At 55.7% G+C, this 13082-nt stretch carries 11 protein-coding genes; 2 read left to right on the plus strand and 9 right to left on the minus strand.

What is annotated here, in order from left to right; all coding sequences use genetic code 11:
• Positions 1-223: 223 nt before the first annotated feature.
• From AC559A_RS15055 to AC559A_RS15070, 4 genes are all read right to left on the minus strand, one after another.
• Positions 224-2314: a catalase gene (locus AC559A_RS15055; RefSeq protein ID WP_498818532.1), complete on the minus strand. Its 2091-nt coding sequence runs from the start codon at positions 2312-2314 to the stop codon at positions 224-226.
• An 83-nt stretch (positions 2315-2397) separates the two neighbouring features.
• Positions 2398-2577, minus strand: coding sequence for a CsbD family protein (locus AC559A_RS15060; RefSeq protein WP_498818533.1), 180 nt, complete (start codon positions 2575-2577; stop codon positions 2398-2400).
• Positions 2574-2801, minus strand: coding sequence for a hypothetical protein (locus tag AC559A_RS15065; protein WP_028571744.1), 228 nt, complete (start codon positions 2799-2801; stop codon positions 2574-2576). The genes AC559A_RS15060 and AC559A_RS15065 overlap by 4 nt, the downstream gene beginning before the upstream one ends.
• A gap of 22 nt (positions 2802-2823) precedes the next feature.
• Complete coding sequence (locus tag AC559A_RS15070; protein WP_498818534.1) at positions 2824-3390, minus strand: hypothetical protein; 567 nt, start codon at positions 3388-3390, stop codon at positions 2824-2826.
• 569 nt (positions 3391-3959) lie between these two features.
• On the opposite strand from AC559A_RS15070, the gene AC559A_RS15075 reads away from it, so the two are divergent.
• The gene (locus tag AC559A_RS15075) at positions 3960-4358 is read left to right on the plus strand and encodes an HPF/RaiA family ribosome-associated protein (protein ID WP_498818535.1); all 399 of its coding nucleotides are present in this window, start codon (positions 3960-3962) and stop codon (positions 4356-4358) included.
• A gap of 481 nt (positions 4359-4839) precedes the next feature.
• Positions 4840-6309 (plus strand): mechanosensitive ion channel domain-containing protein, encoded by a 1470-nt coding sequence (locus tag AC559A_RS15080; RefSeq protein ID WP_498818536.1) that lies wholly within the window; start codon positions 4840-4842, stop codon positions 6307-6309.
• A 441-nt stretch (positions 6310-6750) separates the two neighbouring features.
• On the opposite strand, the gene AC559A_RS15085 is transcribed toward AC559A_RS15080, so the two are convergent.
• The 5 genes from AC559A_RS15085 to AC559A_RS15105 form a co-directional block, all read right to left on the minus strand.
• Complete coding sequence (locus tag AC559A_RS15085) at positions 6751-6930, minus strand: hypothetical protein (RefSeq protein WP_028571748.1); 180 nt, start codon at positions 6928-6930, stop codon at positions 6751-6753.
• The gene (locus AC559A_RS15090) at positions 6927-7073 is read right to left on the minus strand and encodes a hypothetical protein (protein ID WP_156932879.1); all 147 of its coding nucleotides are present in this window, start codon (positions 7071-7073) and stop codon (positions 6927-6929) included. The genes AC559A_RS15085 and AC559A_RS15090 overlap by 4 nt, the downstream gene beginning before the upstream one ends.
• A gap of 310 nt (positions 7074-7383) precedes the next feature.
• Positions 7384-7731, minus strand: a complete 348-nt coding sequence (locus tag AC559A_RS15095; RefSeq protein WP_498818537.1) for a hypothetical protein — start codon at positions 7729-7731, stop codon at positions 7384-7386.
• Positions 7732-8425: 694 nt separating this feature from the next.
• Entirely contained in the window at positions 8426-11164 is a 2739-nt protein-coding gene (locus AC559A_RS15100) for a cation-transporting P-type ATPase (RefSeq protein WP_498818538.1), read from the minus strand.
• 598 nt (positions 11165-11762) lie between these two features.
• The gene (locus AC559A_RS15105) at positions 11763-12917 is read right to left on the minus strand and encodes a baeRF3 domain-containing protein (RefSeq protein WP_498818539.1); all 1155 of its coding nucleotides are present in this window, start codon (positions 12915-12917) and stop codon (positions 11763-11765) included.
• Positions 12918-13082: the final 165 nt, after the last annotated feature.

The following is a 13082-nucleotide window of genomic DNA, read 5'->3' on the forward strand; positions in this document are numbered from 1 at the left end:
TTACTTGTTTTTAACTGAGTCCGGCGAAAGCCCATAGGACCTTCGCCGGAGCTTTATCTGAGTGTTGAAAAAGTCCTTATCCGGCAGTCCGTTCAAAAACCCCAAGTGCAAGGAGCAAAAAAAGTTCAAGGTCGAAGCGTATTTATTCATACGTGAGAGTTTGAACTTTTTGCAGCGACGCAGCAATTGGGAGTTTTTCAACGGACTGGTATGGAAACAGTGGTCAGGCCAATATTCGCACCAACTTTTCCCGATCCCACTGACGTGTTTTCGCCGCGGCAACAAATGCGTCCGTGTCGTTGGCATCCACGACGCCGGCATCGTGTTCAACATTCGCTGTTTTCAGCAACTCCGTGCCTCCCTTATCAACGGCGATTGCCTTGAGATGACCGAAGGCATCGCGCACGAAATCGATGGCAGCGCTTTCCACTGACAGTGTTTTTGCGCCGTCTTCGGAGAGAATGACCGCGACAGCATCGAAGAGCACGGAAGGCATGCCCGCCAATTGTCCGTCAGCCGGCAACACCGATCCGTCCGCAAGTTTTGCGCCGCCGACTTTGGGTGCGACGATCTTCACGACGGCTTTCACATCCATCGCGGCTTTTTTAATATTCTTGATAACGGAGCCGTCTGAACCATCCGCGATCAGAACGCCGACGACCCGTCCCTCGAGGGTATCTTTCATCTTGCCGATGAGCTGCAATGCGGGCGAAGGTTCCAACTCCTGAACAGGAGCCGCGGCCTCAGGCGCATCGGGCATCTTTTCCAACGCAAGCCCCTTGGCAACCCGCCCGGCGAGATCTTCCTCGATATGTCGCAAATGCCCGACCATTGCTTCCCGCACATGGACATGTTCGACCTTGGATAGCTCAAACACCAACGCCGAAGCGATGTGCGCCTGCTCATGGGCGGTTTGACTGAGATAGAACTGCCGCGCCTGGCTGTAGTGGTCGGCGAAGCTCTCGGCACGGATGCGACCTTTCACGCCGGTTTCCGTTACCGCGGCGCTGTGAAAGCCCTTGGCCAGCGTTTCGCGTGGTGCGTTTTGAGACAGGGAATTGGGCTCATACGCAACACGGCCCTCCTGCGCCGCCATCTGCATGTGTCCGTCGCGTTGAAGATTGCCGAACGGGCACTTGGGCGCGTTGATCGGAATCTGATGGAAATTGGGTGAGCCCAGGCGCGAAAGCTGCGTGTCGATATAGGAAAACAAACGTCCTTGTAACAGTGGATCGTTGGAGAAATCGATGCCCGGCACGATATTGCCGGGGCAGTAGGCAACCTGTTCGGTTTCAGCGAAAAAGTTCTTCGGCCAGCGATCCAGCACCATCCGGCCGATCACTTTCAGAGGGACAAGCTCTTCAGGAATCAGCTTGGTCGGATCAAGATGATCGAACGGAAAGCTGTCCGATTCCTCCTGGGTGAACAGCTGAACCGCGAACTCCCACTCGGGGAAACCGCCCGCCGCGATGGCGTCGAACATGTCGCGGCGGTGGAAGTCCGGATCAGCGCCGGCAATTTTGACGGCCTCGTCCCAGATGGTGGACTGCAAACCGAGCTTGGGACGCCAGTGAAATTTGACGAAGGTTGATTCGCCTGCATCGTTAATCAATCGGAAACTATGCACCCCGAAGCCCTCGATCATCCGCAGCGAACGCGGGATGGTGCGATCGGACATGATCCACATCACCATATGCATGGATTCCGGCGTGAGGGAAATGTAATCCCAGAAGGTGTCGTGGGCGCTTGCAGCTTGCGGAAAGCCGCGGTCGGGTTCCATTTTTACGGCATGGATGAGGTCGGGGAACTTGATGGCATCCTGGATGAAGAAGACCGGTATGTTGTTGCCGACCAGGTCCCAGTTGCCTTCCTTGGTATAAAACTTGACGGCAAAGCCGCGTACGTCACGCGGGGTGTCTATCGAACCCGAGCCGCCCGCCACGGTCGATATCCGCGTGAACAGGGGTGTCTTCTCTCCTACCTCGGTGAGTATTTTGGCTGTGGTGTACTGTTCCAACGACTCGGTCAGCTCGAAGAACCCATGCACGCCCGTTCCGCGCGCGTGAACGATGCGCTCCGGAATACGCTCGTGATCGAAATGCGTGATTTTTTCGCGAAGGATGAAATCCTCCAAAAGCGTGGGGCCGGTGGGATGGGCTCTGAGCGAGTTTTGATTATCGGATATTGCCACGCCCTGGTTCGTGGTCAGCGCGGGGTGGTCTCCGCCGGCGATCTGGTGCAGTTCGCCGCTGGGAGCCGAACCATTATCCTGAGTGCGCTTTTCAGAACTCCCCGTTGCCTTTCCTTTGCTCATGATCTGTCTCCTTGGCTATTGCCTATACGAAAAGTCCTTATTTTCTCGTTCCCAGGCTGCGCCTGGGAACGAGAATATCCTCTCTATTTCCCCACAACCTTCTTGACGTCCCCAGCCTTGTCCTGGGCTTTCCCTTTCAGATTTTCGCCTTTGCCTTTAGCTTCCAGTTCTTCGTTACCGACTGCACTTCCGGCGGTCTCCTTGATCTTCCCTTTCGCCTGGTGCATCTTGCCTTCTGCTTTGTCTTGCGTGCTTGATTTCATGGTCTGCCTCCTGGTTGATTGTTAGTTGGGTAAATTTTATCTGAATCTCTTCCCGGCCTGTTCAAAGATTTGCTCAAAGCAGTCCATTTTTTGTCCAGAGTCTGTTTGAGTTCTTTCAAGCCTCCATCGCCGGCTATTTGATTCTCCTCCAATTCGTCATACTCCGCGTTCCATTGTTGGAGCATGGATTGAAGTTCCTCTCCATATTTAAATTTTTCACTCATTTGGCCTCACTTATTCGAGTTGTTACCGATATAGATTCAATTCCATTTCCAATGCATCGAGCCTGCGCGAAATGTCCGCTTCTTCCTCGTAGCTCATGGACCTGCCTCCTTCCGTCAGATGCAGGTAATCACGCCGGACGGAGTCCAGCCGGTATTGAACTTCGCGCCCCTCTCCCGCGGGCAAACGTCCGCTGACCCTCCCATCATCAATTGTCCACTGCAGTGCGACAATCCTGTCCCCGGTCCGTGGTCCTTCAATTCTCATTGGCCGGAAAAGCGCCCGGTCAATTTCATTGCCAAGCCTTTCCAGCCGGACATTGAGGCTGTTCCATTCATCCCGGCGGGCCGGCTTGCTTGCCAGTGCCGTGTAATCCGTCCGAACGCCCTTCAGCGTGGTCAGGAACATTTGCGACTGATCAGGGGTGAGCGCGCCGGTTCTCAGTCCGTCTCCAATCTTTTCCTGGATGACGACCATCTTGTTTTCCGCGTTCCGCTCCTTGTCAGGCCATGTTTGAGGCATGGCCGCGCATCCGGAAAACAAAGCGAGTACAGCGACCATGAGTGCCGTCGTAAAGAGTTCGTTCTTCATTTTTGTCTCCTCTCTCCCGCAAGTTTCTCAAGGACTCGCAAGAATATGCGATTCTTCAGTAACGTCTCCGACAACGTCACGACACCGTCCTTTGACTACGAAACTGGAGGATACCTTTTTGGGCATCCCTGTCTGTAGGGGAATCGCATATTTATTGTGAGGAGAAATCACGGAAGACGGGAATAATTCCCGGGAGGAGGTTGCGAGGGGCGACAGGAAAGAGATCTCCGCACATCGTCCGTCAGGGGAAAATCCCGTTGCCTGTGATTTTCCCTTGCGACAATAGGCGATTTCCCCACAGACTCGGTTCAGAAAAAATGTTTTCCTGACGGAGGTTGGAAAAAAGACCCAGCATTCATTCCCTACAAGGCGGGAATGGGTGCGTTCACGTCACCTTGCTCGACGAGAAAACCACAGATGGGGGGGATGCAAAAAGGCGGTTCCCGGTTGAAACGCGCCCGAAAATTTTGATGCTGTACCACGAAAGCGTTGCTTCCGGCTCAGCTGATTCCGAGAAATTAAACCCTATAATCCCAGTAAATCCAAAATTTTAACGCAAGGAGAAAACCATGCGGATTCAAATCAACTCCGACCGCAACATCGAGATTGACGAGGCCCTGCAAACTGAAATCAGCGATGGAGTGGAAAGCGCCCTAGGCCGGCTCAGCGCGCGGATCACGCTGTTGGAAGTCCATTTGAGCGACGAAAACAGCGACAAGAAGGGCGGACATGACGACATGCGCTGTCTGCTGGAAGCCCGTCTCGAGGGTCACCAGCCCATCGCGGTCGCACACCGGGCAGCGAGCCTGAATCTGGCCGTGGACGGCGCCGCGGCTAGATTGACCAAATTGATCAAGCACTCCCAGGAACGACTGCACGAGCAGCAGAGTCAACGCACGGACCCGGACCCGTCAGCGCCGGAACCGGAACCTGAGGATGAGTTGGAACAGTCTGGTGCAAATTCCTGATGACACAATGCGCAAAAAAGTTGGCCGGACACGTCCTGTGTCCGGCCCCTATCGATCTCCGCATAATCATGCTCTTTTGAAATTTTCCACCTTCCGCTCTCTTCACGCCCCATGAACGCCAAGAAAATATTCATTCGCGAGGAAAAATCACGGAGAACGACGAGTATTTTATCCCGGACGTCTGTGATTTTTCCTTGCGATAATGAGCGATCTTCCTACAGACTTGGTTCTCCAAAAAGGTTTTCATGATGCAGGTTGGCGAATGATGGCCCTGCACCCAGCCCTGGTAACGCCCCGAAAAACACATGCCCTAGCAGTCCGTTGAAAAACTCCCAATTGCTGCGTCGCTGCAAAAAGTTCAAACTCTCACGTATGAATAAATACCCTTCGACCTTGAACTTTTTTTGCTCCTTGCACTTGAGGTTTTTGAACGGACTGCCGGATAAGGACTTTTTCAACACTCAGCTAGGAGACTGTTCCCGTGCAAAGAATCGGATGCCGCCGCAGGAAACTGATCACGCGGGCTGTATTGCTCGTTGCGATTTATTGTCTGCTGATCTTTCCGGCCCTGGCACAGGAACCCTCCGGTACAACCGGCGAGCCACGGCAGTCGAACACCCCCGCCGGCGAGGAACTTTCCGCGGCGCCCGTGAAGGTGGACGTCAACCCGGTTGCGAGGGATGAAGAGATATTCAGGCGACTCCAAAGCGTCCTGGAGGCCACCAATTGGTTCACCGACCCACAAGTCCGGGTCGAGGAAGGAGTTGTCTTTCTGCGTGGCCAGGTGGAGTCCGAAGTGCTCAAGAAATGGGCTGGAGATCTGGCCCGCAACACCCAGGACGTGGTCGCCGTGGTCAACAGGATGGAGGTGATCGAGCCGTCGGCATGGGATTTCCGTCCGGCCTGGCACGGTCTGTTGAAATTATGGCACGATGTTGTCCGCTCCTTTCCATTTTTCGTGTTTGGCCTGTTCACCCTGGCATTGTCCGCGGGCGCCGGCATACTGGCGACAAAAACGACGCGGATATTCCTGCGGGGCCGAATTCGGACGAAACTCCTGAAAAACGTCATCGCCCGCGGGGTCGGCGGACTGGTCGTCCTCTGCGGCGCCTACCTGATTCTGAGGGTCTCCGGCCTGACGCAACTGGCATTGACGGTGGTCGGCGGTACGGGGCTGATCGGTCTGGTCATCGGCATCGCATTCAGGGACATCACCGAAAATTTTCTGGCAAGCATCTTTCTCAGCATGCAGCGACCGTTCGAGACCGGCGACTTGGTCGAAATAGCGGGCGAGACCGGGTATGTGCAGCAGTTGAACATGCGCACGACGATCTTGATGACCCTCAGCGGAAACCTCGTCCAGATCCCGAACTCCGGCGTTTACAAGAGCAACCTGCGCAACTTCACGACCACCCCGAACCGACGGGAGGAGTTCATGGTCGGCATCGGCTACGACGACGCCATCAACGCAGCCCAGGAAATTGCCCGGAACGTGCTGGCTGAGCATCCGGCCGTTCTGAACGATCCAGAGCCTTCGGTGCTGGTGGACAGCCTGGGGAGTTCCACGGTGAACCTGCGCATTTTCTTCTGGTTGAACGGTCACACGCACAGTTGGCTCAAGGTGCGCTCCTCAGTGATCCGACTGGTGAAATTCGCATTCCAAAAACACGGCATCTCCATGCCCGACGAGGCCCGGGAAATCGTCTTCCCGCAAGGCGTTCACGTCATCTTGCTCAATGATAAAGACCTGGAAGGGGGGGATGCATTGGTGGAAAAGCGGTTCCCGGTGGAAACGCCGCCCGAAAATCTCGATGCCGTATCCACGAAAGCGGAAGCCGGCCTCTACAGCGAAGCCGTCGTCATCAAGGAGCAGGCCCGGCAGGCCCAACCACTGCGGGAAGGGGAAAATCTCCTGCCAATTGCTCCCGGCACGGCTGATTCCGAGAAATAAAAACTCTATAATACCAGTAAATCCAAATTGTTAAGAAAAGAAGAAAACCATGCGGATTCAAATCAACTCCGACCGCAACATCGAGATTGACGAGGCCCTGCACGCTGAAATCAGCAATGGACTAGAAAAAATTGATCAAGCACTCCCAGGAACGACTGCACGAGCAGCAGAGTCAACGCACGGACCCAGATCCGTCCGCGCCGGAACCGGAACTTGAGGAAGAGTCGGAGCATTCTGGTAAAAATTCATGATGACACAAGGCGCAAAAAAGCTGGCCGGACACGTCCTGTGTCCGGCCCTATCGATCGCCACATCATCATGCTCTTTTGACCATTCCGACTTATTGGATGGCTCATTATGCGTTTCGGACAGGTGCCCTGCCAAGGTCTGATAGCACGGACTTCTGTGCAAAAAATCCGTTTTGTGGAATCACGTACAGTTCTACTTCCCCACGGTTCTTTTCACTTCGCCATTATTTTCTTGCTCAACTCCGCCGTGTTTTTCGGCGTTGCCCACGGCTTCGATATCAGGCTTGTTGCCTGCGTCCCTGACGACTTTTTTGGCCTTTATTTTGGCCGGATGCATCTTGTCTTCAGTCTCATACCTTGTGCTTGATTTCATAGTATTTCCTCCTTGGTTTTCGTTAATATGATCGATCCACGCTGAATCTGCTCTTTCCTGGAGTTATATTCTTCCTCGGTGATTTTGCCTTCGCTGTACTCCAGCTCAAGCTGATCCATCTGCCGTTTGTTCTGGATATTCATATGCTGCTCCCGTTCCAATCGCTCCTACGGCTGCTCCCGTGGCCGCCCCGCCGACAAAAGACAAACCGACCGCAACCGAAAAACGTGAGCGATAAGACAATCAACAATGATCCTATAAGAATTCTCGATTACATTTTACCCCCCGCTTGAATGTTGATGGTTCGTTGGAAAAAATTTACAGATGTCTTCTCTCCCCTCTACCATATGATAGCCTTATGTTTGACCGTGTCTGTAGGGAAAACGCACATTTTCGTAAGGAATAATCCTATGATCACCTTGGTCATTGAAGTTGGTGGTCAATTCAGGGGCATCACGACACCATAGTCTCAAGGTCGGCTATGGCTTTTTCGAGGTCGTCGCTCAGGGTGTTGGCCCGGGCCGTCTTCCAATCGGCCAGGCTCGATTCAAGTTCGTCGCGGATTTCCAAAACAGGGGGCAGATTTTTGTCCAAGATCGCCTTGACCTCGTTTGGCAGGCCGTCGGCGAACCGGCGGATGTCGTCAAGGCGGGCGACCAGTTCCATGACCCCGCGCATCCCGCTGGATGGCACCGGGGCTTGGGATGAAAAAGCCAGTTCAAAGAGTCGGGGCCAGGCCCGACGGACATCATCTTCACTGTACGTTGAGGCCTGCACGCGAATCTGCAATAATTTTCCCATGATTCCTCCCGTTTTTTTGCCAATATTTTTCATTCGTCCCATATTTTTTGGGGGGGGCGATTTCGGGGTGTATTATAAAAATTTTTCTCCCCGCTCTGACACAATAGCATTGCGTTTGATCGTGTCTGTAGGGGAATCACTTGTTTTTATTGGGGAGAAATCACTGGAGTCGGGATTATTTCCCGGATGGGCGAGCGGATGAATGAACACAGCCCCCTTTGTAACTACTCAGTACAGAGTAATGCCTTTGCCGCAGTCGGAGTCGGAATCGGGATCGGGATCGAAAACGCTGGGATGGTTCAGAAAAGGTTGACACTTTTTAGCAGTGGCCCCCCCTTGGAGCGAGGGCGTCTCGATCGATCGTTCCCACGCTCCAGCGTGGGAATGCAGCTCCCGACGCTCCAGCGTCGCGAATTGAAATCCGGCGAGGTGAAACGCTGCTCTTTAGATATCCCCGAGCATTTGGCCAATTTTCATTATGTGGAACTCTCCCGAGTAGCCTTGGCTGATCGGAATTGACTGCTCACGCCGAGCCAAAACAGGGCGCTGGAGCGCCCAGGGCTGCGTTCCCACGCTGGAGCATGGGAACGATCGGTAAAAACCGACCCCGACCCCGATTGCCGGAGCAAGGGCGGACACAAAATGTGCTGAGTAGATACCCCCTTTTTTACTCGGGCCAACTAAGCAGCTCCTTTTACTTTACCTTTTGAAATTTTCGATACACGGATTTTTCGAGTTCCGACAGGGTGAAGACCATCAGGCCGATGCCCAGTGGAACCAGCCAATGGCGAAGTTCCAGGGGGGCAGAACCGAACCAGAGATTCATGAACGGCGCATAAACGAAAATAAGTTGGAAGAGGATCAGGGCTCCTGAAGCGATCAAGGCGACCTTGTTGCTCAGAAGGCGGGAGGGCAGCCACGCGGCTTCTCGAAGAAAGCGGCTGTTGAACAGGTAAAAAAGTTGGCCGGCCACCAACGTGTTCACGCAGACGGTGCGCACGATTGCTACGTCCATGTCCAGGGACATTTCCACATGAAAAACAGCCAGGGTGGCTCCTCCGATAAGGACGGAGACAAAGCCGATCCGCCAAAGAAAGTAGCCGCCCAGAATGGCCGTACCGGGACGACGCGGAGGACGGGACATCAGGTCTGGTTCGGATGGTTCAAAAGCCAAGGCCATGGCCAGGGTGATGGCCGTCACCATGTTCACCCAAAGGATTTGGACCGGCGTCAAAGGGAGCACGGCAAAGCCGGCGACGATGGCGGTGAGAACGACCAACCCTTCAGCTCCGTTGGTCGGGAGAAGAAACAAAATCGCCTTGCGTAGGTTGTCGTAAATGGTCCGGCCTTCTTCCACGGCGTGTTCAATGGTGGCGAAATTGTCGTCCATGAGGACGATCTCCGCGGCCTCCTTGGTTGCCTCGGTGCCCTTGATGCCCATGGCTATGCCGACATCGGCCCGTTTCAGAGCCGGAGCGTCGTTGACTCCGTCCCCGGTCATGGCCACCACTTCCTTTTCGGCTTGCAGGGCCGTGACCAGACGTAACTTGTGCTCCGGGCTGGTGCGGGCAAAAATGTCGTGCTTCACGGCCAGGCGGCGCATTTCCGCATCGCTCGCGGCTTCCAGCTCCGGTCCGGTGATGGCCGCCGTGCCGTTGCCGATCCCCATTTCCTTGCCGATGGCCATGGCCGTGGCCGCATGGTCTCCGGTGATCATCTTCACCCGGATGCCGGCTTCGCGGCAGATCTTGATTGCCGCAATCGCCTCGGGGCGGGGGGGGTCAACAATGCCCACCAAGCCGGCAAAGATCATCTTTTGGTCAACGTCTTCCAAAGACAGGGCCTGGCTTTTTGTCAGTCGCACCGCATCCGGATCTTCACGGGGCAGTTCCCGCCAGGCCGCGGCCAGAATTCGCTGACCCTGGGCGGCCAGTTCTTCCAGCCTGGCTTCCCACATGGCACGGTCCAGGGGCTCGGTGCCGCCGTCAGCGACAAGCTGGAGCGTGCAACGGTCCAACAGACGGTCTGGCGCGCCTTTGAGCAACAGCAGGATTTTTTCCTCAGGACTTTTATCCAGGGTGGCCATGAACTTGGTTTCGGATTCAAAAGGCAGCTCCGCCAGGCGGGTATATGGGGTTGCATCAAATTCAGCCTTGCGGCCCAGAGTGCGCAACGCTCCTTCCGTGGGCTCGCCGTTCAGTTTCCAGCGACCGTCCTCCTCGAAGAGGATTGCGTCATTGCACACGGCCATGATCTCAATAATCCGCAAGAGATCGGAATTGTCTTTGAGTTCGGCGCGTTGTTCGTCCGCCCCTCGGATGTGGCCTTCGGGAACGTAGCCCGTGCCGCTGACGTGGTAGGTTTGGGTCGCGGTCACCACGGCCCGGGCGGTCATCTCGTTGCGGGTCAGGGTGCCGGTCTTGTCCGAACAGATCACCGTTACCGAACCCAGGGTTTCCACGGCGGGCAAGCGGCGGATAATGGCCTTGCGCAGGGCCATGCGCTGCACGCCCAAGGCCAGGGTGATGGACAGGATGGCCGGCAGACCTTCGGGAATGGCGGCCACGGCAAAGCCGATGGCCGCGAAAAAGAGGTCTTCCATGGGCATGTCGTGGAGGAACCACCCGACGGCGAACATCAGGCCGGCCAGGAAGAGAATGACCACGGACAGCACCTTGCCGAAGGAGGCCATCTGGCGTGTCAACGGAGTGGCCAGTTTTTCCACTTCCTGGATCATTTTGTTGATCCGGCCAAGTTGGGTTTGTACTCCCGTGTGGACGACCATGCCCACGCCGCGTCCGGCAGCCACAAGGCACCCGGAATACGCCATGCTTGTGCGATCTCCCAGGGGGGCGTCCTTCGGCACGGGTTCGGTTTGCTTGGCCGCGGCAACGGATTCGCCGGTCAACGCGGATTCCTCGATGCGCAGGTTTGTGGCGTCCAGCAGCCGAATATCCGCTGGAACCTTGTCCCCGGAGCGCAAACGGACGATGTCTCCCGGAACCAGCAACTCCGCTTCAATGTCATGAAAGTCTCCGCCGCGACGGACCTGGGCGTGCAGGGAGAGCATCTTGCGAATGCCGGCCAAGGCCTCTTCGGCCTTGCCCTCCTGGAAAAAACCGATCAACGCGTTGATGACCACCACGCCCAGAATGACGAAGGTGTCTATCCAGTGCCCCAGCACAGCCGTGATGCCGGCCGCGGCCAGCAGGATGTAGATCAGGATGTCATGGAAATGCTTGAAAAAGCGTTTCAGCAATCCATCCGGTTCCGGCTCCGGCAGTTTGTTCGGGCCGAAGCGTTCCAGGCGCTTTTGCGCATCGTCCGGTTCCAACCCGGCAACCTGGCTTTGCGACAGGTCGAGGCACTCTTGGACCGTGAGGGCATGGGGATGGTTGATGATGGTATTGCTCGTGTCTGGTTGTGTGGACATGGTGAGGTTCCCAAAAAAGTGACTCTGGCTGCCTGAGGCGATGCCCTAATACCATTTCTAATTCAAAGCTTCTTTCGGTATCGGCATCGGGGTCGAATTAGGATTATTGGCAAACAAACAGTATCGATCCCGATCTCGACGCCGACCCCGATAACTGCATTTTCTTAAGCGAAAAACGCATTGCCGAAGTAAAATTGAACCAGTTTTTGCAGCTTGTCTACAATTTTTCGCTATCGCAGACACAGGAAGTCCGAAGATCACATGGAAGAAATTTTGTAACTGCTCAACACAATTTGCGTTGGCTTTGCCAAAACGCGATAATCCGGACTTGAACGGCGCCGCGGCCAGATTGACCAAATTGATCAAGCACTCCCGGAAACGCCTGCGCGAGCAGCAGAGTCAACGCACGCACCCGGGCCCGTCCGCACCGGAGCCGGAGCCGGAACCTGAGGACGAGGGTTGGATTGTGTGCGGGATGGTTCAAATCAGGTGACACGTTCCATTCGGAATCGCGGTTTGGTGTAGGGGCGGGCCTACGTGCCCGCCCTGGACGAACGAACGGGGCGACCACACAGGGTCGCCCCTACCTTTCCGCGGCTCAATACCTGAAGATCGCGGCGGCGCCGGTCTTGGTCGGCATACGTTCGGCAGGAACGATAACGACGTGTCCACCCTTCTTCAGGACCAGCTCCCCCAGGTCGTCGAGCAGGTCGTCGACCTGTGGGTGGGACACGTCGTCCTGTTCAACATCGCCCGTCGCGGCGTTGATCCGGCCGGGAAGTACCCGGTCGGCTTCGATCAACAGGGTGCCGACCCGCCCTTCCAGGCCGGCCTTGGCGATGCGTGGCGGATCGTCGCTGCCAAGCCCCTCGGACCATGCCTTGCCGAATTTTTCTACCAGATCGGCCAAAAGCGCCAGATAACGCGGTTCCACAAGCCGCCAGGCGCGCTTGCGAAATTCCTCGACGGACGGCAGGGCATCCGGGTGGATATCGATGCTTTCCGGAATCAGAAACGGATTGCGGCTGAGTTCGTGGAACATATGGTGGTGCTCCGGCAGGGAAGCCAGAATCAGCGGCAGGCCCGACGTCCGCGAGTGGTGTTCAAGGATCGCCTGGTCAACGACCCGGAAGAAACGCAGGGCATCGCTGTCCACTTCGGACTCTTTACTGCCGTGGCCATGGTACATGGCCGGTTTGCCTCCACCTACACCACCGTATGAGGCCACGGTCTGATGCTGCTCGGTCAATTCTTCTCCCAGGGCCTGGGTCAATGTCCGCGGAACGCCCTGAGCCGGCTCGATCTCGTCCAGGGCATCCCGGTTGCCCTCGAAGAGCCGGATCGCATGCCGGTTCACGGCGAGAATCTGAAATCGGTCGGCCGACTGCTGGATGCGCAAAAGCGGCTTGATGTGGAAGCTGTCCGCCACGACGGCCAATTCGGGGGTCGGTCGTTGGAGGTTGTAGACCCGGAAAAAGCCTTTCGCGCCCAGGATGGCCAGCCCGTCAAAGGTGTGGTTCCAGAAGACGGGGTCAGCGGCCAATGCCCAAAACGGTTCCAGCAGTGGCCGGATATCGTCGTCCGGCAACCGTTGCTGAAGCGACTGCTCCAACTCCTTCACAAGGTTTTTGAACCGGATCCGGTCTTGCTTGTTTTCCGGGTGCCCCCGGTGGGTCGGCTGGTAGAGTGAAAGACAGGGAGGGTCGCACTTGTCCCAGATCGCGGGCAAGTCGTTTTTTCCAAATGTGTGCATTGTATCTCCTTTTAAAATCAAGATGAATCGCCAATGCATGCTCTGGGTCGAAATCGTAATCGAAATCGGAGGAATAAATAGATCATAAAACATTGCGATACCGATTTCGATGGCGATTTCGATTTCGACCCAGACAACAGTGCTAGGTTGGCAAAATAGTATCTT

It is taken from the genome of Desulfonatronum zhilinae (assembly GCF_900182865.1).
GTDB classification, from domain to species: domain Bacteria; phylum Desulfobacterota; class Desulfovibrionia; order Desulfovibrionales; family Desulfonatronaceae; genus Desulfonatronum; species Desulfonatronum lacustre.

Coding starts and splice junctions, on each gene's coding strand:
- AC559A_RS15055 (WP_498818532.1), bottom strand. CDS start 2,314: ATGAGCAAAGGAAAGGCAACGGGGAGTTCTGAAAAGCGCACTCAGGAT.
- AC559A_RS15060 (WP_498818533.1), bottom strand. CDS start 2,577: ATGAAATCAAGCACGCAAGACAAAGCAGAAGGCAAGATGCACCAGGCG.
- AC559A_RS15065 (WP_028571744.1), bottom strand. CDS start 2,801: ATGAGTGAAAAATTTAAATATGGAGAGGAACTTCAATCCATGCTCCAA.
- AC559A_RS15070 (WP_498818534.1), bottom strand. CDS start 3,390: ATGAAGAACGAACTCTTTACGACGGCACTCATGGTCGCTGTACTCGCT.
- AC559A_RS15075 (WP_498818535.1), top strand. CDS start 3,960: ATGCGGATTCAAATCAACTCCGACCGCAACATCGAGATTGACGAGGCC.
- AC559A_RS15085 (WP_028571748.1), bottom strand. CDS start 6,930: ATGAAATCAAGCACAAGGTATGAGACTGAAGACAAGATGCATCCGGCC.
- AC559A_RS15090 (WP_156932879.1), bottom strand. CDS start 7,073: ATGAATATCCAGAACAAACGGCAGATGGATCAGCTTGAGCTGGAGTAC.
- AC559A_RS15095 (WP_498818537.1), bottom strand. CDS start 7,731: ATGGGAAAATTATTGCAGATTCGCGTGCAGGCCTCAACGTACAGTGAA.
- AC559A_RS15100 (WP_498818538.1), bottom strand. CDS start 11,164: ATGTCCACACAACCAGACACGAGCAATACCATCATCAACCATCCCCAT.
- AC559A_RS15105 (WP_498818539.1), bottom strand. CDS start 12,917: ATGCACACATTTGGAAAAAACGACTTGCCCGCGATCTGGGACAAGTGC.